This window comes from Modestobacter sp. SYSU DS0875 (assembly GCF_054050915.1).
This window is the reverse complement of record NZ_JBJHAH010000026.1, coordinates 1-22871: the sequence shown is the minus strand read 5'-3', so window position 1 is coordinate 22871 and position 22871 is coordinate 1. Positions and strand designations below refer to the sequence as shown.

The window sequence follows — 22871 nt, the reverse complement described above, 5'->3', positions numbered from 1 at the left end:
ATGAGCTGCGGGTTCACCCGAAGGGGCCGACAGATGCCGAAGGTCCCGGGCACCGCCCGGGACCTTCGAACGTGACGTGACCGTCGAGCGCCACGCGCCCGGCGGCCGGCCCCTCTGCAGGGTCCCGCGCCGAGCTTGCGAGTGGCGGGGGAAAGGCCTTCCTCCAGGGGCCCGCCGCGAGTTCGCGAGTGGTGGGGAGGAGGAAGGCCCTTCGACCTCCGTCAGGCGGTGCGGAGCACGCCCTCGATCTCCAGCTCGACGTCGATCTTGTCGCCGACGACGACGCCGCCGCCGTCCATCGGCATGTCGATGTCGACGCCGAACTCCTTGCGGGAGATGGAGGTCTTGCCGGAGAAGCCGGCGCGGGTGCCGCCGTAGGCGTCGGGGCCGAAGCCGTTGAGCTCCAGGGCCAGGGTCACCGGCTTGGTGATGCCCTTGATGGTGAGGTCGCCCTCGACGACCCAGTCCTCGCCCTTGTTGCGCACGCCGGTGGAGCGGAACTCCATCACGGTGTGGTTGCCGACGTCGAAGAAGTCGGCCGACTTGATGTGGGCGTCGCGCTGCTCCTGCCGGGTGTCGATCGAGTCCATGTCGATGGTGGCCGTGACCGACGACTGCGACGGGTCCTCGGCGGTCACGATCACGCCGGAGAACTCGCGGAAGTAGCCGCGGACCTTGCTGACCATCATGTGGCGGACGGCGAAGCCGACGGTCGAGTGGGACGCGTCGATGTCCCACGTGCCGACGACGTAACCGGGGATCTGGGTGGTGCTGGCCATGGTGACCCTCCAACTGGTTGAGCGCTTGACTGTCTCGTCGGGCGCCAGCGTAGTTGAGAGCTTGAGTATTCCGCCAGTACCCTGAGGGGGTGAGCACCGACGTGTCCCCCGAGCGCCCGCCGGCCGCGGAGAGCGCCCCGACCGGCGTCCCCGACCGGCCCCGGGCCGCGACGCGCTGGCTCGACGCGGACGAGCAGCGCGCCTGGCGGGCCTACATGTACAGCTGGATGATCCTCGATGACCTGCTGGACCGCGAGCTCACCCGGGAGACCGGCATCTCGCACGCCTACTACGAGATCCTGGTGCAGCTGTCGGAGACCGAGAGCCGGCAGCTGCGGATGAGCGAGCTGGCCCAGCGCTGCCTGTCCTCCCGCAGCCGGCTCTCGCACGCGGTCTCCCGACTGGAGGAGCGTGGCTGGGTGCGCCGGCAGGTCTGCGCCGAGGACGGTCGCGGCCAGCTCGCCGTCCTCACCGACGAGGGCTTCGCCGCCCTCGAGGCCGCCGCGCCGGTGCACGTCGAGGGCGTGCGCAGCCACCTGTTCGACCAGCTCAGCCCAGCACAGATCGCCGCGATGCAGGACATCGGCGAGACGCTGCTGCGCCACCTGCACGACCAGTGACCGAGTGACAGCTCAGCGGGTTCTCCCGACGCGGGAAGCCCGCTGAGCTGTCACTCAACGGCTGTGGACGGCGCCCGCCCGACCTGTCCCGGTGCGGCAGGGTGCAGCGGTGCCCCGCCCGACCCGCCGTCCCGAACGGCTCCGTGGCCGCGTCTTCCGCGGCAAGACCGCCGTCCGCGACGGCCTGCTGAGCCGGGACGACCTGCGCAGCGGCGCCTGGGTGCGACTCTTCCCGGACGTCTACGCCGACGCCGCCCTCGAGATCACCCACCTGGTGCGCGCGCGGGCGGTGGGCCGCCTGCTGCTCCCCCACGGCGTCGTCTCCGGGATGAGTGCCGCGGTGCTCTGGGGGCTGACCGACCTCGCCGGCGCCGAGGACGACGTGGAGGTGACCGTCGCACCGGGGGCACCCCGCGGCGCCGCCCCGGGGGTGACGGTGCACCGGCGCGTGCTCTGCCGAGAGCAGGTGCGCCCCGTCGAGGGAGTCCGCGCGACCGCCCCCGAGACGACGGCGCTGGAGCTCGCCGGACGACTCCCCCTGGACGACGGCGTCGTCCTGCTGGACCGGTTCGTGGCGGCGCGGACCACCACGCTGACCACGCTGCAGCTCACGGCCGCCGAGCTGACCGGCCGCGGCTGCCGCCGGGCCCGGACGGCGTGCGCCCTCGCCGACGGGCTGGCCGCCTCACCCCAGGAGACCCGGCTGCGCCTGCTGCTCCAGCGGTCCCCGCTGCCGCCCCCGGTGGCCCAGTACGTGGTCCGGCGCGACGGGGCGTTCCTGGCGCGCGTCGACTTCGCCTGGCCCGAGCACCGCGTGGCCCTGGAGTACGAGGGCGCGTGGCACACCACCCGCATCGCCGCGGACCGGCGGCGCATCGAGGCACTCCAGGCCGCCGGCTGGCGGGTGCTCTTCGTGACCGCCGCCGACCTTCACTCCCCCGCCGAGCTGCTGGCGAGGATCGCCGCCGCACTCACCGAGTGACAGCTCAGTGGGCTTCCCAGGCCGGGGACGCCCACTGAGCTGCCACTCGCCGAGCGCAGGGTGCGTCAGGCGGCGGGAGCCGCGGCCGGGTCCGCGCCGAGGAACAGGTCACGGGTGAGCACGCCCGTGTCGGGGTTGTCGGTGAACAGCCCATCGACCCCGGCCGCCCAGAAGCGCAGCTGCTCCTCGATCGCCCGGCCGTAGGCCGCCGGGTCGGTGCCCTCGTCGAGGTCGGCGGGCAGGAACGCGTTCTCGTTGCGGAACGTGTAGGGGTGCACCAGCAGGTCGACCGCGTGGGCGTCCGCCACGAAGGACGTCGGCTCGCCCAGCGTGCCGTCGGCGCGCAGCGGGATGACCTGGGCCTTCTCCGGGCCCACCCCGTCGGCGTACCGGGCGATGGCGGCCAGTCCGGCTGCGGTGGAGAGGTCGGCGTAGGTCCGCGGGTCACCGGCGGCCACCAGGTCCGCCGGGGCACCGCTGGCCGACAGCAGCTGGACCAGCGGCACCCGCACCCGGGCCGCGTGCAGCTCCCGGAGGTTCGCCGTCTCGAACGACTGCAGGAACACCGGTGCGTGCCGGCGGTCCAGACGAGCCTCCCGCAGGTCGGCCAGCAGCGGCTCCTCCAGCGAGAGGCCCACCCCGTCGAAGTAGGTCGGGTGCTTGGTCTCGATGTAGACGCCGACCTCCCGGCGCAGCTCGCGGCTGAGGTCGGCCCGCAGCTCGAGGAACTCGTCCAGGGTCGGTACGGCGAACAGCCCGTCGTAGAGGGTGTTCTCCTCGCGCACCTCCGGCAGCCGCTCGACCGCCCGCAGCGTCTTCAGCTCGGCCAGGGTGAAGTCCTCGGTGAACCAGCCGGTCAGCTCGACGCCGTCCACCGTCTTCGTGGTCCGCCGGTCGGTGAACTCCGGGTGGTCGGCCACGTCGGTGGTGCCGGAGATCTCGTTCTCGTGCCGGCAGACCAGCACGGCGTCGGCGGTGCTCACCACGTCGCACTCGATGTAGTCCGCCCCCGTCCGGGCGGCCAGCTCGTAGGAGGCGAGCGTGTGCTCCGGCCGGTAGCCGGAGGCACCCCGGTGGCCGATGACCAGCAGGTCCTCGGCGGCGTCGGCACCGTGGTGGGCGCCGCCCGGTGGGGTGGCCCAGGACGCCGGGGCGACCACCAGGGACAGCAGGACGGCGAGCACGGCGGTCAGCGCAGCGGCGGACAGCCGGGACGTACGGCTCATCGGAACCCCTCCGGGCTCGGACGGCGACCCTCGCCGGCGGCCCGTCCACCCAGCACAGTGGGACCTCAGCCGCCGCACAGGCAGGGCACCACGAACAACGGGTGAACCGGCAGCCGCGGACGGCGCGTCCCCCCGGCGGGTCGCGCCGCGGGGTGCCCCCACCGGGCCAGCGCCCGGACCGGAGTGGCGTCAGCCCCAGGCCCCGGCGACCTCCGCGGCGACCGCGGCGGCCTGGGCACGGCCGGCCCGGGCGGACGCCGGTCGGGCGGCCGGGTCGAGCACGTTCTTCCCGATCGCCGCCCGGCTGCCCTCGTCCGGCGCGACGACGGCGACCCGGCTGATCATCCCGGTCACCTGCGCGTCCACCCCCGCGATCGGCCCCTTCCCCCGCGGGATCGGGGCCACCACGACCACCCGGTCGCAGCCGGTGGCCAGGTCGGCGTTGGCCGCCGACCGCATCCCGCCGTCGACGTAGCGGCGCCCGTCGATGGTCACCGGCGGGTACACCCCGGGGACCGCGCAGCTGGCCGCCACCGCCGCGAGCAGTTCCACGCCCGACCCGCGGGTGAAGGTGCGGAACTCCCCGCTCTCCGCGTCGACCGCGGTGAGCACCAGCGGCCGGTCCGGCCACTCCGTCCCGGGCAGCCGGGCGGCGATCATGCCCCGCCAGTCCGCCTCCGAGGGGGTGGCCCCGCCGTCGGCCGCGGCCACCGCCAGTGCCCCCACCCGGCGGCGGAACGCGGCGTCGTCCCGGCGTGCCAGGAGCATCGCCAGCCCGTAGCGGGCCAGCGTGCGCCGGCCCAGCTGGGCCGTCTGCCCCGGCCGCGGCGGGGCGACCTCCTGCTCGAACAGCTCGGCGATCGGGACGCCGCTGCGCAGCTGGGTGCCGACCACCGACCCGGCGGAGGTGCCGACCACCAGGTCGGCACCGGACAGGTCGATGCCGGCGTCGGTGAGCCCGGTGAGCACCCCCGTCGCCCAGGCGATGCCGGTGATCCCGCCGCCACCGAGGACCAGGGCCCTGCGCTGCTCGCTCACCCGGCCATCCTGGCCCGGCGCCGCCTCCCCCGCAGCGGCCACCACCAGTTCACCTCGCCGAACGCGGCGACCAGCGCCGGGGTGAGCACGCCGCGCACCACGGTCGCGTCGAGCAGGATGCCCAGCGCCAGGGTGGTGGCGAAGATCTGCACATCGACCACCGGCACGGTCGACAGCGCGATGAAGGCGAGGAACAGGATCAGCGCCGCCGAGGTCACCAGCCGCCCGGTGTGGGCCACCCCGCGCACGGTCGCCTCGTCGGTGCCCAGGCCCGCCTCGTGGCCCTCGCGGATGCGGGACAGGATGAACACCTCGTAGTCCATCGACAGGCCGAACAGGAACGAGAACGCCGCCACCGGCACCCAGAAGGTGAGCGTGCCGGTGGCGCTGGCGCCGAACAGCAGCTCGGTGAGGTGGCCCTCCTGCCAGATCCAGACGGTCATCCCGTAGGCCGCGGCGATCGAGACGGCGTTGAGCAGCAGCGCCTTGACCGGCAGCCAGACCGAGCGCAGCGCTGGAGCGAGCAACGCGAAGGTCACCCCCACGACCAGCAGCAGCACCCACCAGGCGTTGCCGTACACGGCGTCGACCGAGTCGGCGTCGCCAGCCGCGGTCCCGCCGACCCGCGCGCCCGGCAGGTCGTCGGCGGCCGCGCGGACCGCGGTGAGCGCGGCCCGGCCGGCCGCGGACGACGGGTCGGCGGCCAGCACCACGTCGACGAGCCCGGACCCGGCCCGCGCCCAGGGGTCGCCGGGCGGCGCCAGCACCCCGACCACCCCCGGGACGTCGGCCAGGGCGGCGACGGCAGCGTCCCGGTCGCCGGTGAGCACCTCGACCGGGCGCGCCAGCCCCGCCGACAGCCCGGCGTCGGCGACCTGACGGAACGCGGTGGCGGCCGGGCTCGACCCGCCCGCGGTCGCGCCGACCTCGGGCGAACCCAGCCGGATGCCCAGGACGGGGAGGGCCAGCACCACCAGCAGGGCCGTCGCCAGCACCGCCGATACCCAGTGACGGCGCACCACGACGCTGCCGATGCGGTGCCAGAGCCGGCTCTCCGCCGCCGGCGGCCGGCGTCGCGGCCACTCCAGCCGGCGGCCGACGGAGGCCAGCACGGCCGGCAGCAGGGTCAGCGCGACCAGCACGCTGACCAGCGGGATGAACAACCCGCCGAAACCGACCGCGCGCAGGAACGGCAGCGGCAGCACCACCAGGGCCAGCAGCGAGATGGCGACGGTCACGCCGCTGAACACCACGGCACGGCCGGCGGTGCGCATCGCGGTGCGGATCGCCTCGTCGTCGTCCGCGCCGGCCGCCCGTTCCTCCCGCCAGCGGAAGACGACCAGCAGCGAGTAGTCGATGGCCACGCCCAGCCCGATCAGGCCGACCAGGTACTGCACGATGAAGCTGACGTCGGTGAGCGTGGTCAGCCCGAGCACCAGCAGGAACGTGGTGGCGATCGCGACCGCGGCCATCAGCAGCGGCACCAGCGCCAGCAGCGACCCGAAGACCAGGGCGAGCACGACCATGGCACCACCCGCGCCCAGCGCGATCTCCACCACGATCGGTCGCTGCTCCCCGCCGCCCTCGGCCAGCACGTCACGGCCGGTGACCACCGGCTCGGCGCCGGCCACGGTCACCCCCTGCAGGCTGCCCTCCAGCTGCGGGAGGGCGGCGGCGTAGGGCGCCGGCCCGTCGACCACCGGGGGCCAGACCAGCGCCACCGCCGTCCGGCCGTCCTCGCCGATCAGCCCGTCGGCGCCGGGGCCGCCGTCCAGCGGGGTGGCCACCCGCCAGCCGGGCTGCTCCAGGCGGCCGTAGAGCTCGGCCAGCTCGTCGGGGGCGTCGGTGACCCGGGCCCCCTCGGGTGCGGTGACGACGACCAGCAGCGGATCGGTGCCACCGCCGTTGCCGAACCGCTGCTGGATGTCGACGTTCGTCTCGTGGGCCGGCTGGCCCGGGGTGGAGAAGTCGAAGCCCAGCCGGTCGATGGTGCGCGGGGCGAGCACCCCGCCGACGACGGCCACCGCCAGCCAGCCCAGCACCACCAGGCGTCTGTGCCGCAGCACCCAGTCGGTCAGTCGGCCCACGCGCGTCCCCCTCCCGGACGACCATCAGTCAACTGATGGTTCGGAGCACAACCTACGGTCTCCCGTCATGGAGCACCCATCGGACGGAGGCGGTCCGCGTCCACGGGTCCCCGGCTGGGTGGCCCAGGACCCCGGCGGCATCCCCGCCTACTCGCTGGCCCGCGCAGGCGCTGCGGTCAGCGGCCTGTTCGCGGCGCAGCTGGCCCGGGTCGGGCTGCGGACGCACACCTTCTTCGTCCTGGTGCACCTGGCCCGGGACCGGGTGCTCACCTCCGCCGAGCTGGCGCGCCGGCTGCAGCTGACCCCGCAGAGCATGAGCGCGCTGCTGCGCAGCCTGGCCGACGCCGGCTGGATCGAGCGGCAGGAGGAGGTGCGCCGGGGGCAGCGCATCGACGTGCGGCTCACCGACGCCGGGCACGCCGCGCTGGCCGCCGCCGGCCCGCTGCTCGCGGAGCTGGGACGACCGGAGGCGCTGGGCCTGACCGAGGCGGAGGCGGCCACCCTGCACGGGCTGCTCCAGCGGGTGCTCGACCACGTCGCCCAGAACCCCGGCGTCGGCCCGGCCGCGCCGCCACAGGAGACCGCCGACCCCGGGTGAGCGCGGTGGGCCGCCTCAGGTCGCTATCGTCCCCCGGGTGACCAGGAAGGGGCCGGCTCCGTGCTGAACCACGGCGACCACACCGGCGTCCAGCTCGCGCACGTCGAGGCGTCCCCGGCCCAGCAGGTGTGGCGGCGGGTGGTCATCGCCGCCGTCGTGCTCATGCTCACCGTGCTGATCGTCTACCTGCACCGGGACAGCTACCAGGACAGCCAGGGCGGCGAGATCAGCTTCCTGGACGCCACGTACTACGCCACCGTGAGCCTCTCCACCACCGGGTACGGCGACATCACCCCGGTCACGCCCGGCGCACGCCTGGTCAACATCCTGCTGATCACGCCCCTGCGGATCATGTTCCTGATCGTGCTCATCGGGACCACCCTGGAGGCGCTCACCGCGCGCTCCCGGGAGGAGTTCCGACTTCGACGCTGGAGGTCCCGCGTGCGCCAGCACGTCGTCGTCTGCGGTTATGGCACCAAGGGCCGCAGCGCCATCCGCGCGCTGCTGACCACCGGCACCGACGCCGAGCACATCGTGGTGGTCGACACCGACCCGCGGATGATCGAGGAGGCGACCGAGGCCGGCCTGACCGGCATCCTCGGCGACGCCGGGCGCACCGAGGTGCTGCGCCGGTCAGCGGTGGAGAAGGCCCGGGCCGTCATCGTGGCCGCGCACCGGGACGACGCCTCGGTCCTGATCACGCTCACGGTGCGGCAGCTGAACCCCACGGTCCCGATCACCGCGAGCGTCCGCGAGGAGGAGAACGCCAGCCTGCTGCGCCAGTCCGGCGCCGACACGGTGATCACCACCGCGGCGACCTCGGGCCGGCTGCTGGGCCTGTCCACCGACCAGCCGCGGGTGGTGGCCGCGGTGGAGGACCTGCTCACCGCCGGCCGCGGGCTGGACCTGCAGCAGCGCACGGTCACCCACTCCGAGGTGGGGCTGAGTCCCCGTCAGCTGCGCGACGTGGTGCTGTCGGTGACCCGGGGCGGGCGCACGCTGCGCTTCGACGACCCGCTCATCGGCACCCTGCAGAGCGAGGACGTCCTCGTCGTCGTGAAGGCACACCGGAGCCCCGAGGGGGGCTGAGCCGGCCGGCCTCAGACGTCGCGGATCGCGCGCCCCACGACGACGTCGACCCCGGGCATGTCCGCGGCCCCCTTGCCGTGGCCGTGCTCGGCGTGCACGCGCCCGTGCAGCAGCAGCTCCTCTGCCGTCGGGGCGCGGAAGCTGGCTCCACAGCCGGGGACGACGTCGGCGCAGTCGAACTCCTTCACCGGGTTCCTCCGTGATCTCTGGGCCGCAGCCGTGCGGCACCGGGTGTCGCGGCGGACGTCGACCGTCGACGCGCCGCCCTGTTCTCGGGGAGCCGCAGGCTCAGCCGACGTCGCGGATGAGGCCACGGACCGCGGCCTCGATCTCCGGGGTGTAGGCCTCGCCCACGATGCCGTGGTGCACGGCGGCGTGGACCCGGCCGAGGGCGACGATCTCGTCGGCCGTGGCAGCGCGGAAGCTGCCTCCGCAACCGGGCACCATGTCCGAGCAGTCGAACTGCTTCACCGGGGACCTCCGGGGTTCTGCCGCTGCACGGCGGGGGGACGACTCACCGTGCTGCGTCGGCAGCCAGGACCCCGCCCTTGAGCTCGGCCAGCCGCAGCGTCATCCGTTCGGGGCGGACCAGGCCGAGCAGCCGGCCCCCGTCGCCGACGCACACCACCGGGTCGAACCGCCGCGGGGCCACCCGGGTCATCGCCCGGGTGGCGACCTCGACCAGCTGGGCCTCCGGCCGCACCCGCAGGCTGATCGGCACGACCTGCAGCTCGCCCGGGGCGTCGCCGTCCCGCGTCGCCGGCCGGACCAGGTGCGTGGGGCAGCCCAGCGAGTCGACGGTCACCAGCACGTCCAGGCCGGCGTCGGCGGCGAAGCGTGCCCGGGCCTCGGCGAGGTCCACCGCCAGCTCCCCCGCGGGGTCGCCGGCCAGGTCGCCCACGGCCACCGAGGGCACCGTCTCGACCAGCGAGCCGATCGTGTCAACCTGGTGCACCCGCCCGGCCATCGTCCGCAGCAGCTCCGCGACCCCCGGGTCCAGCTGCGGCCAGCCGGGGGCGGGCCGGGCCAGCAGGTAGCCCTGGGCCAGCGGCACCCCCAGCCGCACGAACGCGGCCAGCTCCTCGGGCCGTTCGATCCCCTCCACCAGCAGCCACGCGTCCAGCCGTCCGGCGTAGGTGCCCAGCAGCTCGGCCAGCGCGAGCTTGGCCTCGTCGCGGTCGGCGTGGTCGACCAGCGCTCGGTCCAGCTTGACGAACTGGGGGCGCAGCAGCGCGAGCTGCTGCAGCCCGGAGTAGCCCGAGCCGGCGTCGTCGAGTGCGATCGCCGCTCCGGCCGCGCGCAGCCGGGACAGCAGCGCGGTGAGGCGCTCGTGGTCGCCGACGGGCACGTGCTCGGTGAGCTCCAGCACCAGCCGGCCGAGGTCGGGGGCGGCCAGCAGCACGTCGGCGACCTCCGGCTCGGTGAGCAGGTGGGGGCTCACGTTCACCGACAGGAAGCAGCCCGCCGGCAGGCCCTCGCGGGCGCGCAGGGCGGCGGCGACGACCCGGCCCTCCAGGCGGGCGCCGAGCCCCAGCTCGTCGGCCATGGCGAACCACCGGTCCGGGCCGATCCCGGGGGCGGCGGGAAAGCGGGACAGCGCCTCGTAGCCGGCGACGACGCCTCGGCGCAGGTCCACGATCGGCTGGAAGACGAGCGCCGGCTGGGCGGGGTCGGCGAGCACCGCCGCCAGCGCGGCGGCCCAGCCCCCCTCCGGAGCCGCGCCCGTGCGCACGTCGGGGACGCTGCTGGTCGCTGCCGTCACCGGCCACCCTCCCTGATCGCGGCGCGGGCCCGTCCGTGGACCGTTCGCCGGTGCAACCAGCCTGCCCGAGCCCGCGCCGGCACCGGGAGCGGTGGCGGAGCCGGGTCACCCGGTCGGGGCACGCCGGGGCCGGGCGGCGGAACGCTCCGGTTGCCGGTGACCGGGCCGCCACCCAGAGTCCTGGGGATGAGCCAGGAGACCACTGCCGGCGACGACACGGCCGGGGAGAACACCCAGGACGTGGGCGGAGGCGGGGCCCTGCGCCGAGCGGTCAGCGGAAAGCTGCTGTACCTGTTCATCCTCGGCGACGTCCTGGGGGCGGGGATCTACGCGCTGGTCGGGGAGATCTCCGGCGAGGTCGGCGGCGCGCTCTGGGTGCCCCTGCTGGTCGCCCTGCTGCTGGCCCTGCTCACCGCCGCCTCCTACGCGGAGCTGGTCACCAAGTACCCCCGCGCCGGCGGGTCGGCGGTCTTCGCCGAGCGCGCCTACCGCTCGCCGGTGGTCTCCTTCCTCGTCGGCTGGTGCATGCTCGCCGCCGGCGTGACCAGCGCCGCCGGTCTGTCCCTGGCCTTCGCCGGCGACTACCTGGCGGTCTTCCTCGACGTGCCGGCCACCCCTGCCGCGATCGCCTTCCTGCTGCTGGTCGCGCTGGTCAACGCCAGGGGCATCAAGGAGTCGGTCCGCGCCAACGTGGTGATGACGGTCGTCGAGGTGTCCGGCCTGCTGCTGGTCGTCGTCCTCGGCGCGATCGTGTTCGGCCGCGGCGACGGCGACGCGGCCCGGGTCGTCGAGTTCCCCGAGGGCGTCTCCGCCGGCACCGCGGTGCTGGCCGCGGCGCTCCTGGCCTACTACTCCTTCGTCGGCTTCGAGACCTCGGCCAACGTGGCCGAGGAGGTGCGCGACGTGCGCCGGGTGTACCCGCGGGCGCTGTTCGGCGCGCTGGTGACCGCCGGCGTCGTGTACGTGCTGGTCGGCCTGGCCGCCTCGGTGGTGCTGCCGGCCGACGAGCTGGCCGGGTCGTCCGGCCCGCTGCTGGAGGTCGTGCGCGCCACCGGTTTCGGCGTTCCGGACGAGCTGTTCAGCGCGATCGCCCTGATCGCCGTCGCCAACGGCGCCCTGCTGACGATGATCATGGCCAGCCGGATGGTCTACGGACTGTCCCAGCAGCGGCTGCTGCCGGCGGCGCTGGGCCGAGTGCTGCCCGGCCGCCGCACGCCCTGGGTGGCGATCGTGGTCACCACCGCGGTGGCGATGGGGCTGACGCTCGTGGGCGACCTGGGTGCGCTGGCCAACACCGTCGTCCTGCTGCTCCTGCTGGTGTTCCTCAGCACCAACACGGCGGTGCTGGTGCTGCGCCGCGACCGGGTCGACGAGCCGCACTACCGCGCGCCGGCGGTGCTCCCGGTGCTGGCGATCGCCTCGTGCGTGCTGCTGCTCTGGCAGCAGGAGACGCGCACCTGGCTGCTGGCCGGGGTGCTCCTGGCGGCCGGGGTGCTCGTGTACGCGCTGGCCCAGGCACCCTGGTGGGGGAACCGGGGCGTGGCGCCCCGGGCGGAGCGGTCAACGACTCGTTCGTGACTTCTGCGTGAACAGCGGCGCGACCCTCGCCCCGGCGGGGGAGGATCGCACCGACCGGCGAGAGGAGTGGGACCGCAGATGACCGTGTCGCAGCCCAGTGCGGTGGAGGTCGGCCTGATGGCGGGCCGGGCCGGCTACGTGCTCCGGGCCAACGACCGTGGCCGGTTCACCGTCGCCTCCCCCACCCTCTACCCGCACATGTGGAGCTGGGACGCCGGGTTCGTGGCGCTGGGCATCGCCACCGTGTCGGTGCCCCGGGCGCTGGACGAGCTGCGCAGCCTGCTCTCGGGCCAGTGGGCGACCGGCATGATCCCGCACATCCTGTTCCACCAGCCCAGCGACTACTTCCCCGGTCCCGAGCGCTGGCGCACCCAGGTGGCCGCCGCTCGCCCGGCCACCGTGCTGACCTCGGGCATCTGCCAGCCGCCGATCCACGTCATCGCGCTGTCCCGGATCCTGCACGACGCCCGGCGCCGCGGTGGCACCGACCAGCAGCTGGCCGAGGACTTCGTCCGGGAGACCTTCGACCAGTGGCTGGCCTGGCACCAGTACCTGGCCACCGCCCGCGACCCCTACAGCTACGGGCTGGTGGAGATCCACCACGGCTGGGAGTCGGGGATGGACGACTCGCCGCGCTGGGACGTGCCCTACGCCAACGTGCACCCGCAGCCGGACATGCCGCCGTTCGTGCGCGCCGACCTCGCCCACGTCGCCGACCCCTCGCAGCGCCCCTCGGACGCCGAGTACGCCCGCTACCTCTGGCTGCTGGAGCAGAAGGTCCGCACCCGCTACGACGACACCGCCTACCGGGCGACCGGGGACTTCGTCGTCGGCGACGTGCTGGTGTCGGCGCTGCTGGCCGCCGCCAGCGACCTGCTCGCCGACATGGGCGAGGAGCTGGGGATCGGCGGCGGCTCGGCCGGCGGCGTCGAGCAGTCCCGGGCGATCGCCCGGCGGTTCCGCACCGGGGTGCTGCGGTCGGTGGACCCGGACACCGGGCTGGCCCGCGACCTCGACCTGCGCACCGGCCACTGGCTGCAGGTCGAGAGCGCAGCCGGGTTCGCCCCGCTGCTCTGCGGCGGCGACGAGGGGGTCACCCGCCGGCAGCGCGACCTGCTGCTGGGGCCGCGGTGGTGCGGGCACTCCCGTCTGCGCTGGCCGGTGGTGCCCTCCGTGTCCCCCGCGTCGGCCGACTTCCGCGAGCGCACCTACTGGCGCGGTCCGCAGTGGCCGGTGCTGAACTGGCTGATGGCCTGGGCGCTGAACCGCTCCGGAGAGCAGGAGGCGGCCAACCAGCTGCGGCTGGCCGGGTTGTCCCAGCTCATCGACTGCGACTTCGCGGAGTACTACGAGCCGGTCACCGGCGAGACGCTGGGCAGCCGGGACCAGTCGTGGACGGCGGCGATCGCGCTGGACTTCCTGGCCGCGCGCCGGCCGGCGCAGCGACGTCCGGTGCGGTGGCTGACCAGCGAGCTGCCCCGGATCACCCCGGCGCAGCGCGCCGCACACCAGGCGGGCCAGCACGGCCGGATCGCCGGTCACCGGCCGGCGCACGGCCACGGCCACGGCCACGGCCACGGCCCGGCGACGTTGCCGCAGCCGCAGCAGCGACCGCACTGAGCCGGGCGGCCGGTGACGATCCGGTGACGAACGTCGGCCGGCGGGTGCCTCGGTGCGCGGTTCGGGGCACCCCGGACAGCGCCCGCTCACCGCACCCCTGAGGAGCCCCCCGTGCCGCGCAGCTACCTCGTCCCGGTCGCCACCGCCGTCCTGCTGCTCGCCGCCTGCGGTGACGACAGCAGCCAGACCGGAGTGGGCGGCGACTTCTCCCCCGAGGACGCCACCGAGCTGGAGAACACCCCGACGGTCCCGGTCGAGGAGAGCGCCTACCTGGTCGACCCGGAGGGGGGCAGCGCCGGCCAGGTGACGTTCACCGACGCGGAGACCGGCATGGAGGTGCTGGTGGAGGCCACCGGCCTGCCCGCGGGTGAGCACCCGGTGTCGCTGCACGAGACCGCCGACTGCGACGCGCCAGCCACCTCCGGCGACCCCACCGGCGTGGGCGACTGGACCGGCGTCGGCCCGGCACTGCCCGGCATCGAGCTCTCACAGCTCGTCGTCGGCGAGGACGGCGCCGGTCAGCTGAGCGCTGTGGTGCCGGAGGTCGATCTGGACACCCTGCTGGCCGACGACGGGACGGCGGTGCTGGTGCACGCCGTCGGCGCCGACGGCGAGGACACCGAGGCCCTCGCCTGCGCCGCCGTCGGCGGCTGAGCGGTTCCCCGCCCCGGAGCCGGATCGGCCCCGGGGCGGGGACGGGACGTCAGGGCCGGGGGTTGGGGCTCTGGGTGAGCGCCGGGTCGGTGATGGCCACCGGCGCCAGCACCTCGTCGATGCGGGCCTTGACGTCGGCCTCGAGCCGGACGCCGGCGGCCTTGACGTTGTCGGTGACCTGCTCGGGGCGGCTGGCGCCGATGATCGCCGCGGCCACGTTCTCCTCCGACAGCACCCAGGCCACCGCGAGGGCGGCCATCGACAGCCCCAGGTCGTCGGCGATCGGCTTGAGCTCCTGCACCCGGGTGAGGACGTCGTCGTTCATCCACCGCGAGATGAAGGTGGCGCCGCCACCCTTCTCGTCGGTGGCCCGCGACCCGGCCGGCGGCGGCTGACCCGGCTGGTACTTGCCGGTGAGGATGCCCTGCCCGATCGGCGAGAAGACGATCTGGCTGATCCCCAGCTCGCGGCAGGCGGGCATCACCTCGGCCTCGGGCACGCGGTACAGCGCCGAGTACTGCGGCTGGTTGGACACCAGCGGGATGCGCAGCTCGTCGGCGAGGGCCTTGGCCGCGCGGATCTGGTCGGCCCGCCACTCGGAGACGCCGATGTACAGCGCCTTGCCGCTGCGGACGACGTCGGCGAACGCCTGCATCGTCTCCTCGAGCGGGGTCTCGTGGTCGTAGCGGTGAGCCTGGTAGAGGTCGAGGTAGTCGGTGCCCAGCCGGCGCAGCGAGCCGTCGATCGACTCCAGCACGTGCTTGCGCGAGAGGCCGCGGTCGTTCACGCCCTCCCCCGTCGGCCAGTAGACCTTGCTGAAGATCTCGATGCCGCTGCGCCGCTCACCGGCGAGCGCGGCGCCCAGCACCTCCTCCGCCCGGCCCCCCGCGTAGACGTCGGCGGTGTCGAAGGTGGTGATGCCGGCGTCCAGGGCGGCGCGCACGCACGCGTGGGCGGCGTCGGCCTCCACCTGACCGCCGTGGGTGATCCAGTTGCCGTAGGTGATCTCGCTGATCTTCAGGCCGCTGCGGCCCAGGTGTCGGAACTCCATGCCGCACGTCCTACCCGGGCGGGACGCGCTCGCACGCACCGGGGCCGTGCGTGCGTCGCGCTCACGTCCGCGCGTTGATCGGCACGATGCCGTGGTGGGCGGTCAGCGCCGCGAAGACGAGCGTCAGGACGACGACGACGGCGAGCGTCACCACCGGCAGCGTCCAGGCCCGCCGCGTGGTGGTGGACGCCGGCGCACGGTCGGCCGACCGCAGGTGGATGCACAGCACGGTGACGGCGATCGACAGGTGCAACCCGAACTCGACCCACTCCTGGAACCGGGTCAGCGGCGGCAGCACGGGGAGCCCCAGCGCGACCGGCCAGTACAGCGCCATGCCGAGGAAGCCGGGGACGGCGCACAGCGGCGGGGTCACCCGGGTCCAGAACGGCCCGTGCAGCACCGGCCGGGGCCCGCGCACCAGCAGGGCCAGCGCCAGCCCTCCGACGCCCATGAGCCAGGACACGGCCTTGAAGACGGCCTGGAGGCTGAACTCCCCGGCGACCCGCACGTTGTGGACGTTCACCTCCGCCTGCTGGTTCACCGCGGCCAGCTCCCCCGGGGTGTCGAAGGCGAACACCCGCTGCCCCCAGGAGATCTCCTCCCCGGCCAGCACGAAGGCGCCCAGTGCCACGGCGATCAGCAGCGCGGCCGGCAGCAGCTCCCGCCGGCCGGCCAGGCGCGCGGCCGCCGCGGCAGCGAGGACCGCGGCGAGCAGGCAGACCGCGAACTGCAGCCACTCCACGACGTTGTCCTCGCGGAGCACCGTGTAGTAGAGCGGGCGGGCGACCGCGAGGAGGAGCACGGCGACGGCGACCCCGGCCACGGGGATCCAGCCGACGGCGCGCACGAGGGAACGGGGCAACCCGTCGTCGACGGCGTCCCGGTCGATCGCGGCCACGGTCGCGTGCCCGGGTCGCCGGGCCGTCGCGGACCTGTGCGCTGGGCTGCTGAGGCTGGTCAACATCGTCACTCCCGGTGCTGACGGACGCCGGCACCGCACGGGGGACCATGAGTGAACAGCAAGCGAACATCAGCCGTTGATCGAGGGAGCGGCAGCTTAACCAGCTACAACGCCCACGCGCCCACCGGGGACCGCGCTGGCCGTGGACGGACTCCTCCCCGGGAGCCGGTGACGGTGCGTGGCGGACGGACGACCGCGGGCCGCGTCCGTCGTCCGCCCGGGTCAGGAGACCCGGCGCAGGAGACCCGGCGCAGGAGTGCCGCGTCAGGAGTCGCGGTGCAGGTTCTCCGAGCGGTCCTCGACGGCGCCGTGGCGCAGCAGGCTCACGACGGCCAGGGCGAGGCCGCCCCAGATGACCACCATCGCCACCACCATCATCACGATCGCGTCCGTGCTCATCGGGGCCCTCCCTCGTGGTGGCCGGTCGCCGGGCGGCCCGGGTCCGTCGTGCTGGGGGTCGTCGTGTCCAGCGGCGCCGCCGGGTCGGAGCCCGGCGGTGGCCCGTCCAGGTGGGTGCCCGGGCGCCACTTCCCCCGGGCGAGCAGGAAGCCGACCAGCGGCAGCGCCACGACCAGCAGCCAGCCGAGGACCAGCAGCATCCAGGTCGGGTAGCCCTCGTAGGGGGCGGTGAGGTCGTCCCGCAGGGCGAAGACGAGCACGATGGCCAGGCCGACCGGGGCGACGATGCTCGTCAGCACCCGCCAGCCGGTGCCGACACGGGGACGGCCGTGGACGTTGAGGTGGTCGCCGAGGACGGGCAGGGCCCGGACCACCCAGGCGAGGACCAGCATGCTGACCAGGGCGACGACGAGGATGCCGTACTGGTTGACGAAGTGGTCCACGATGTCGAGCACGTAGACCCCGCTCGTCGTGCTGAACAGCACCAGGCTCAGCACCGCGGCGGGAACGCCCACCGCGAGGGTCGCGGTCAGGCGGCTGGTGTCGAACTTGTCGCGGACGGCCGAGATCACCACCTCGATCACGCTGATCAGCGAGGTGATGCCGGCGAGCACCAGCGCCCCGAAGAACAGGACGCCGAGGAGGGCGCCGGCCGGGGCCTCGCTGATGATCGTCGGGAAGGCGACGAAGGCCAGGCCGATCCCACCGCTGGCGACCTCGTCGACCGCAGCCCCGTTGGCCTGCGCCATGAAACCGAGGGCGGCGAAGACGCCGATGCCGGCGAGCAGCTCGAAGCTGGAGTTCGAGAAGCCCACGACCAGGCCGGAGCCGACCATGTCCTCGCGGCGACGGACGTAGGACGCGTAGGTGATCATGATGCCGAAGCCGACCGACAGCGAGAAGAAGATCTGCCCGAACGCGGCGGCCCAGACCGAGGCCGAGGTGAGCGCCGACCAGTCGGGGGTGAACAGCGCGTCGAGGCCCTCCCCGGCGCCCGGCAGCAGCAGCGCCTGGACGACGAGGGCGACGAAGGCGAGCACCAGCACCGGGATGAAGACCAGCGAGACGGCCCCGATGCCCCGCTGCACGCCGAGCCCCATGATCACCAGGACGGCCAGCCAGACCAGCGCGAGAGGCACCAGCACGCCGGGCACCACGTCGGCGGTGACCCCGGGGGCACCGGCCTGGAGGAACTCACCGAAGAAGAAGCCGTCCGGGTCGGCGCCCCAGGCCTGGTCGAGCGAGAAGAAGGTGTAGCGCAGCGCCCAGGCCAGCACCGCGGCGTAGTAGATCGCGATGAGGAAGCAGATGCCCACCTGCCACCAGCCGAGCCCCTCGGTGCCGCGGCGCAGCCGGGCGAAGGACAGCGGCGCGGAGCCGCGGTGGCGGTGCCCCATCGCGTAGTCCAGCAGCAGGAAGGGGATGCCGGCGGTCAGCAGGGCCACCAGGTAGGGCAGCAGGAAGGCGCCGCCGCCGTTCTCGTAGGCGACGTAGGGGAACCGCCAGATGTTGCCGAGCCCGACGGCCGACCCGATCGCCGCCAGGATGAACACGCGCCGGGAGCTGAACCCGCCACGCCGGCGCTCCACCTCGGCCTGTTCCGTGGCCCGCCCCGCGGTGCTCATCCGACCTCCTGTGTCCTGGTCCGCCGAGCCGGCCTGCACGGAGCGCAGCGGTCGGCGTCCCGCCGATGGGGAGAGGATGCCAGGGCCCGGGCCCGTCGGCTGCCGCGGACCCACCGCAGACGACGAACCGCCCCGGACCTCTGGGGTCCGGGGCGGTTCGTCGACATGAGGGGTGGAGGCGGCGGGAATCGAACCCGCGTCCTGCGACGCATCACCAGGGCTTCTCCGAGCGCAGTTCGCTCTGCCTCTGCTCGGCCCTCCTGATCTCACGAACGAGTCAGGATGACGGGCCCAGTCGCTGTGTGGTGTCCCGCACGCACCCGCGACCGGTGCGTGCGGTGAGTCATCTAGCTGATGCCAGGATCCGGGCCGATGACGAACCCGGGCTGACAGACTCGCCTAGCTGCCGTCAGGCAGCGAGAGCGAAGTCGCGCTGATTGGAATCGGCGCTTGTGTTTTTTGCAACGGATGGTTAACGAGATCATCGTTGCCTTCCTCGGCTCGCTTCCCCTGGTCAAACGACCGCAGTCGAGACCAATCGCCCCCCTGTGTAGTTGTGCAACCAGGGTAACGGCTGCCGGGCCGCCCGTGTTCCCCGCCGTCCCGATCCGCCGCGGGAGGTCAGGCCCGGCGCTCCCACCAGCGCACCCGGCCCACCGACCCGTCCGGCCGCGACACGGACTCGATCCCCCGGTCGCGGTAGCCGGCCCGGGCGGCGACGGCGACGCTGGCCTCGTTGTCCGGCAGCATCCCCAGCTGGACGCACGGGTGACCCACCGACAGCAGCCAGTCGGTCATCAGTCGGACCGATGCGACGGCCAGCCCGCGCCCGCGACCGGCCGGCAGCAGCGCGTACCCGACCGACGGCTCGGGCGAGCGCTCCACGGTGAGGGCCGCCATCCCGACCGCCTGGCGCTCGGCCCCGTCCTCGACGGGGCACACCGCGTAGCGCTGGCCGAGCCGCCGGCGGGCCCGGTCGACCACGTCCGCCATCCGCTGCCGCGCGGTCGCCTCGTCCAGGTGCGGCGGGTGGGTGGTCCACCGGATGACCTCGGGGTCGCGGGACAGCGCCTGCTCCAGCGGCCAGTCCGCCACCGTCATCGCCCGCAGGACGACGCCGTCGGTCGCCAGCCGCTCCGGCGGAGCGGCCTCCAGCCGGTCGGCCACCTCAGATCCAGTCGCGGCGCTTGAAGACCAGGTACAGCGTGAGGCTGACCATGAACATCAGCACCAGCGCGAACGGGTAGCCGTAGTACCACTCGAGCTCGGGCATGTTGTCGAAGTTCATCCCGTAGACGCCCCCCACCAGACTGGGCGCGAACAGGATCGCCGCCCAGGCGGAGATCTTCTTGACCTCCTCGCCCTGGGCGATGCTGGTCACGGTCAGCTCGCGGATCTCGTCGTTCTGCCGCTGCGCGACCAGCGTGGCGTTCACGGTGAGGATGTCGCGCAGCTGCAGCCGGAAGCCCTCGATCCGCTCGTTGACCTGGGTGACGTGGTCGGCGACGTCGCGCAGGTAGCTGCGCAGCTCCTCGTCGACGCCGTACTTCTCGAACCCGGCGGTGATCGCGGCGAGGATGCCGGTCAGCGGCTGGCAGGCCCGCTGGAAGTCCACGACCTCCTGGGACAGCTCGTAGATGCGCCGGGACACCTGCGGGTCGCCGCGGAACACCTCGGCCTCGATCTCGTCGATGTCGTTCTCCAGCCCGGTGACCACCGGCGCGTACCCGTCGACGACGGCGTCCAGGATCGCGTAGAGCACCGCCTCGCTCCCCCGGGCCAGCAGCTCCGGGGTGCTCTCCAGCCGCCGCCGCACCCGGGTCAGGTCGGGGGACTCGCTGTGCCGGACGGTGACCACGAAGTCCTTGCCGAGGAACAGGTGCAGCTCGCCGAACTCCACCTCCTCGGTGGCGTCGACGTACCGGGCGGCCTTGAGGACGACGAACAGCGTGTCGCCGTAGCGCTCGAACTTGGGCCGCTGGTGGGCCTGGATCGCGTCCTCGACGGCCAGGTCCGGCAGGCCGTACTGCTCGGCGAGCTCGCCCAGCTCGGCCGGCTGCGGGCGGTAGAGCCCGAGCCAGACCATGCGGTCGTCGAAGCCCTCGGTGAGCCACTCGTGGCTCTCCTCCGCGGTGTCGGGGGTGGCGATCCGCCGTCCGCCCGAGTAGACGGCGTTGTCGATGATCCGCGACGGGCCGGACGGCGTGGCCCCGTTCGCGACCGGGCCCGGGGGCGGGTCCTGCGGCGGGACGACGAGCAGCGGGCGGGCGCGGCGGGTCAGGGTGGACAGCGCAGCGCGGGGCGCGCTGCGGGTGGTGGCACGGCGACGGTCGGTCACGAGGGACTCCCGAGGGCTGCTGGATCAGGACGCCGAGGAGGTCCCCGCCGCACGGCCGCCGGGTCGAACGGTGACCGGGCGGATCAGCAGGTGGGGACCTCGGGACTGCAACTGGGGGGTTCGGTGCGCACGACCAGTCACCTCCCGGAGGTCCCACAGGGCCGGCGTGGATCAGCGGGCCGTCGTCCATCGTGACACGCCCGGGGCGGGCGCCGCACCCCCGGGCGCCCGTCCGGGTGATGAACACCCGGCGACGCCGGCTCAGTCCCCGGCGGGGGTGCAGGCCCGGTTGTGGTCCAGCCGGCCGACGACGTACTGGACCATCGTCACCTCACCGCCGTCGACGAGCGGGGCCGACCGGCACATCCGCGCGGCGTCGGCGCGGTCGTCGGCGCCGGCCAGCCAGCTGTCCAGGCCGGTCAGGCTGCTCCCCGTCGGCACCGAGCCGGCGATCTGCCGCCACTGGTAGCCGGTCGAGTACACGCCCACCTCACCGCCCAGCGCGGTGAGGTGGTCGGCCATGCCCTCCAGCGTGGCCCGGTTGTTCCGCTTCGCATCGGCGCCGCCGGCCTGCCAGGTGTTCATCGTCTCGACGTCGAGCCACCAGCGGTACCCGGCCAGGTCGGCCACGTCCCGCACGGCGGCGATGTCGGCCGGGACGTCGTCGTCCAGCTCCGCGGCCAGCTCCCGCGCCGCGGCGAGCACGATCCGCACGTCGCCCGCGGCCCGGGCGACGCCGTACTCGTAGGAGCAGGCGGCGCTGTTCCCGCCGTCGCAGACGCCGTAGCGGTTGCTGCCCAGCTCGGGCCAGGTGGTCACCTGGTCACGCACCTGGCCGGGGTTGGCGGTGTTCACGTAGAACTGCACCGGCGGCTGCCCGGGCACCTCCCCGCTGGCCCCGGTCGCCCAGGCCCACTGCTCGGGCAGGCACCTGTTCGGTGTGGTCGCCAGCCCGCCGTTGACCCCGACGACGGCGAACGCGGCGTCGTCGGGCAGCTCCGACCGGCACTGGGGGTAGGAGACGTCGTAGCCGACGGGGTCACCGCGGTCCGGGCGCTCGGCGGCGGCCGCCGCGGTGGGCGCCACCAGCGCAGCGCCGACCGTCAGGCCGGTGGCCGCGAGGACGCGCAGCGAGGTCCGCATCACCCCGACGGTACGCCGTTCAGGCCCCGGCGACCGGCTCGAGCAGCCGCGACCAGGAGACCTGCGTGCGGGCGGTGGTGAACCCCAGGCTCTCGTAGACCCCGAGCGCGCCGGTCACGTTCTCGCTGTCGACCTCCAGCCCGGCGGTCCGGCAGTCCCGCGCCGCGGCGATGTGCAGCGCCTCGATGATCACCGCCTTGGAGATCCCCCGGCCCCGGGCCGACGGGACCACCCCGATCTGACCGAAGTAGCTCTCCCGGGAACCGGTGGCCGCGGCGGTCGCCTCGGAGACGTAGGCCAGCGCGTAGCCGAGCACCTCGCCGTTCTCCACGGCCAGCAGCGACAGGTCGGGACGGAAGTTCCGCTGCCCGGTGAACATCACCTGCCAGGAGGCGACGTCCCGTTCGCTGGAGCCGTAGTGCTCGGTGAAGGCGGCGTTGTGCGCCAGCCGCACCTGCTCGTCGCGGTCCCAGGTGAAGGGCACCAGGTCGACACCGTCGAGCCGGCGCCGCGGCGGCAGGTCGGTGAGCGGGCGCTCCATGTGGAAGAACCAGCGCACCTGCACCAGCCCGGCCCGGCGGAGCAGCGCCTCCAGGGAGGGCATGGTCGTGTACACGGTCGCGGTCAGCCGGGCCGGCGCCTGCGGGTGCCGCTGCGCGTGCAGCTGCTCGCCCCGCGCCAGCTGCCAGGCCAGCAGTGCCCGCCCGATGCCGCGGCCCCGCCACTCCGGGTGCACCCGCCCCTGCAGGTGCACCCCGTAGGCGTCCCGGAACGTGGGCGGGGCGATCGCGGTCGCGTACCCGACGACGGCGCCGTCCGTCGTGGTCACCAGCCGGGTGTCGTGCGCCAGGTCGACCAGCTCGTTGAGCCAGGCGCCGGCGAGGTCCTCCGGCGACTCGTGCACGCCGGTGTCGTCCACCTCCTCGGCTGCTCCGAGCAGCGCCGCCACGGCGCCGACGTCGTCGGGCCGGATCGGGCGGGCGGTCAGTCCGGCGGGGAGGGTGAGGTCGGGCACGGGCGTCGACGTTATCGGGTGCGCCCGGGTGCACGCGCCTGCGGCACCGATCGGGCGGGGATCGCGAGCACCCCGGCACCTGCGCCGCCGGACCGGCTGCGCCGCCCCCTCGGCAGTCGTGGTCTGCCCACCAGGAGTGAGCGGACCACGAGCGGAGCCGGGCCATCCGTACCCCACCGACAGTCGTGGGGGGGGGGGGGGGGGGGGGGGGGGGGGGGGGGGGGGGGGGGGGGGGGGGGGGGGGGGGGGGGGGGGGGGGGGGGGGGGGGGGGGGGGGGGGGGGGGGGGGGGGGGGGGGGGGGGGGG

The 22871-nt window shown here is 74.3% G+C and carries 22 protein-coding genes and 1 other RNA gene; 7 read left to right on the top strand and 16 right to left on the bottom strand.

Annotated elements, in window-relative coordinates; genetic code table 11:
- Positions 1-221 precede the first annotated feature (221 nt).
- Complete coding sequence (locus tag ACI79Y_RS15060; RefSeq protein ID WP_457159259.1) at positions 222-779, bottom strand: YceI family protein; 558 nt, start codon at positions 777-779, stop codon at positions 222-224.
- Positions 780-868: 89 nt separating this feature from the next.
- Here ACI79Y_RS15060 and ACI79Y_RS15055 point away from each other — a divergent pair, with 89 nt between their 5' ends.
- Positions 869-1399, top strand: a complete 531-nt coding sequence (locus ACI79Y_RS15055; RefSeq protein WP_457159258.1) for a MarR family winged helix-turn-helix transcriptional regulator — start codon at positions 869-871, stop codon at positions 1397-1399.
- 109 nt (positions 1400-1508) lie between these two features.
- Positions 1509-2381 carry a DUF559 domain-containing protein gene (locus ACI79Y_RS15050; RefSeq protein WP_457159257.1) on the top strand — a complete coding sequence of 291 codons (873 nt, stop codon included), beginning with the start codon at positions 1509-1511 and terminating at the stop codon, positions 2379-2381.
- Between the two features lie 65 nt (positions 2382-2446).
- Here the strand turns inward: ACI79Y_RS15050 and ACI79Y_RS15045 are convergent, their stop codons facing one another.
- The 3 genes from ACI79Y_RS15045 to ACI79Y_RS15035 form a co-directional block, all read right to left on the bottom strand.
- Entirely contained in the window at positions 2447-3607 is a 1161-nt protein-coding gene (locus ACI79Y_RS15045; protein ID WP_457159256.1) for a glycerophosphodiester phosphodiesterase, read from the bottom strand.
- A gap of 189 nt (positions 3608-3796) precedes the next feature.
- A complete protein-coding gene (locus tag ACI79Y_RS15040) occupies positions 3797-4645 on the bottom strand; it encodes a patatin-like phospholipase family protein (RefSeq protein ID WP_457159255.1) in 849 nt (282 codons plus the stop codon).
- Complete coding sequence (locus ACI79Y_RS15035; protein WP_457159254.1) at positions 4642-6732, bottom strand: MMPL family transporter; 2091 nt, start codon at positions 6730-6732, stop codon at positions 4642-4644. The genes ACI79Y_RS15040 and ACI79Y_RS15035 overlap by 4 nt, the downstream gene beginning before the upstream one ends.
- A 118-nt stretch (positions 6733-6850) precedes the next feature.
- Here ACI79Y_RS15035 and ACI79Y_RS15030 point away from each other — a divergent pair, with 118 nt between their 5' ends.
- The gene (locus ACI79Y_RS15030; RefSeq protein ID WP_457159253.1) at positions 6851-7330 is read left to right on the top strand and encodes a MarR family winged helix-turn-helix transcriptional regulator; all 480 of its coding nucleotides are present in this window, start codon (positions 6851-6853) and stop codon (positions 7328-7330) included.
- Positions 7331-7390: 60 nt separating this feature from the next.
- The gene (locus ACI79Y_RS15025; protein WP_457159252.1) at positions 7391-8419 is read left to right on the top strand and encodes a potassium channel family protein; all 1029 of its coding nucleotides are present in this window, start codon (positions 7391-7393) and stop codon (positions 8417-8419) included.
- A gap of 11 nt (positions 8420-8430) precedes the next feature.
- Here ACI79Y_RS15025 and ACI79Y_RS15020 read toward each other — a convergent pair whose 3' ends face one another.
- From ACI79Y_RS15020 to ACI79Y_RS15010, 3 genes are all read right to left on the bottom strand, one after another.
- Positions 8431-8607 carry a DUF1059 domain-containing protein gene (locus tag ACI79Y_RS15020; RefSeq protein ID WP_457081925.1) on the bottom strand — a complete coding sequence of 59 codons (177 nt, stop codon included), beginning with the start codon at positions 8605-8607 and terminating at the stop codon, positions 8431-8433.
- 100 nt (positions 8608-8707) lie between these two features.
- Positions 8708-8890: a DUF1059 domain-containing protein gene (locus ACI79Y_RS15015; protein WP_457139672.1), complete on the bottom strand. Its 183-nt coding sequence runs from the start codon at positions 8888-8890 to the stop codon at positions 8708-8710.
- A 43-nt stretch (positions 8891-8933) separates the two neighbouring features.
- Positions 8934-10181, bottom strand: coding sequence for an EAL domain-containing protein (locus tag ACI79Y_RS15010; protein WP_457159251.1), 1248 nt, complete (start codon positions 10179-10181; stop codon positions 8934-8936).
- A 186-nt stretch (positions 10182-10367) separates the two neighbouring features.
- On the opposite strand from ACI79Y_RS15010, the gene ACI79Y_RS15005 reads away from it, so the two are divergent.
- From ACI79Y_RS15005 to ACI79Y_RS14995, 3 genes are all read left to right on the top strand, one after another.
- On the top strand, positions 10368-11759 hold the full coding sequence (locus ACI79Y_RS15005) for an APC family permease (RefSeq protein ID WP_457159250.1): 1392 nt from the start codon (positions 10368-10370) through the stop codon (positions 11757-11759).
- Between the two features lie 78 nt (positions 11760-11837).
- Positions 11838-13379: a glucosylglycerate hydrolase gene (gene ggh, locus ACI79Y_RS15000; RefSeq protein WP_457159249.1), complete on the top strand. Its 1542-nt coding sequence runs from the start codon at positions 11838-11840 to the stop codon at positions 13377-13379.
- Positions 13380-13490: 111 nt separating this feature from the next.
- Positions 13491-14033, top strand: coding sequence for a superoxide dismutase family protein (locus ACI79Y_RS14995; RefSeq protein WP_457159248.1), 543 nt, complete (start codon positions 13491-13493; stop codon positions 14031-14033).
- Positions 14034-14082: 49 nt separating this feature from the next.
- On the opposite strand, the gene ACI79Y_RS14990 is transcribed toward ACI79Y_RS14995, so the two are convergent.
- From ACI79Y_RS14990 to ACI79Y_RS14950, 9 genes are all read right to left on the bottom strand, one after another.
- Positions 14083-15084: an aldo/keto reductase family protein gene (locus tag ACI79Y_RS14990; protein WP_457159247.1), complete on the bottom strand. Its 1002-nt coding sequence runs from the start codon at positions 15082-15084 to the stop codon at positions 14083-14085.
- A gap of 61 nt (positions 15085-15145) precedes the next feature.
- On the bottom strand, positions 15146-15982 hold the full coding sequence (locus ACI79Y_RS14985) for a hypothetical protein (protein WP_457159246.1): 837 nt from the start codon (positions 15980-15982) through the stop codon (positions 15146-15148).
- Between the two features lie 327 nt (positions 15983-16309).
- Positions 16310-16444: a methionine/alanine import family NSS transporter small subunit gene (locus ACI79Y_RS14980; RefSeq protein ID WP_457159245.1), complete on the bottom strand. Its 135-nt coding sequence runs from the start codon at positions 16442-16444 to the stop codon at positions 16310-16312.
- Positions 16441-18069: a sodium-dependent transporter gene (locus ACI79Y_RS14975; protein WP_457159244.1), complete on the bottom strand. Its 1629-nt coding sequence runs from the start codon at positions 18067-18069 to the stop codon at positions 16441-16443. The genes ACI79Y_RS14980 and ACI79Y_RS14975 overlap by 4 nt, the downstream gene beginning before the upstream one ends.
- Before the next feature lie 170 nt (positions 18070-18239).
- Positions 18240-18615, bottom strand: a transfer-messenger RNA (tmRNA) gene (gene ssrA / locus ACI79Y_RS14970).
- Positions 18616-18690: 75 nt separating this feature from the next.
- Positions 18691-19236, bottom strand: coding sequence for a GNAT family N-acetyltransferase (locus tag ACI79Y_RS14965; RefSeq protein ID WP_457159243.1), 546 nt, complete (start codon positions 19234-19236; stop codon positions 18691-18693).
- 1 nt (position 19237) lies between these two features.
- Entirely contained in the window at positions 19238-20407 is a 1170-nt protein-coding gene (corA, locus tag ACI79Y_RS14960) for a magnesium/cobalt transporter CorA (protein WP_457159242.1), read from the bottom strand.
- Positions 20408-20668: 261 nt separating this feature from the next.
- Complete coding sequence (locus ACI79Y_RS14955; RefSeq protein ID WP_457159241.1) at positions 20669-21550, bottom strand: hypothetical protein; 882 nt, start codon at positions 21548-21550, stop codon at positions 20669-20671.
- Positions 21551-21569: 19 nt separating this feature from the next.
- On the bottom strand, positions 21570-22565 hold the full coding sequence (locus ACI79Y_RS14950; RefSeq protein WP_457159240.1) for a GNAT family N-acetyltransferase: 996 nt from the start codon (positions 22563-22565) through the stop codon (positions 21570-21572).
- Positions 22566-22871 lie beyond the last annotated feature (306 nt).

Coding starts and splice junctions, on each gene's coding strand:
- ACI79Y_RS14955 (WP_457159241.1), bottom strand. CDS start 21,550: ATGCGGACCTCGCTGCGCGTCCTCGCGGCCACCGGCCTGACGGTCGGC.
- ggh (WP_457159249.1), top strand. CDS start 11,838: ATGACCGTGTCGCAGCCCAGTGCGGTGGAGGTCGGCCTGATGGCGGGC.
- ACI79Y_RS14990 (WP_457159247.1), bottom strand. CDS start 15,084: ATGGAGTTCCGACACCTGGGCCGCAGCGGCCTGAAGATCAGCGAGATC.
- ACI79Y_RS14975 (WP_457159244.1), bottom strand. CDS start 18,069: ATGAGCACCGCGGGGCGGGCCACGGAACAGGCCGAGGTGGAGCGCCGG.
- ACI79Y_RS14980 (WP_457159245.1), bottom strand. CDS start 16,444: ATGAGCACGGACGCGATCGTGATGATGGTGGTGGCGATGGTGGTCATC.
- ACI79Y_RS15045 (WP_457159256.1), bottom strand. CDS start 3,607: ATGAGCCGTACGTCCCGGCTGTCCGCCGCTGCGCTGACCGCCGTGCTC.
- ACI79Y_RS15005 (WP_457159250.1), top strand. CDS start 10,368: ATGAGCCAGGAGACCACTGCCGGCGACGACACGGCCGGGGAGAACACC.
- ACI79Y_RS15060 (WP_457159259.1), bottom strand. CDS start 779: ATGGCCAGCACCACCCAGATCCCCGGTTACGTCGTCGGCACGTGGGAC.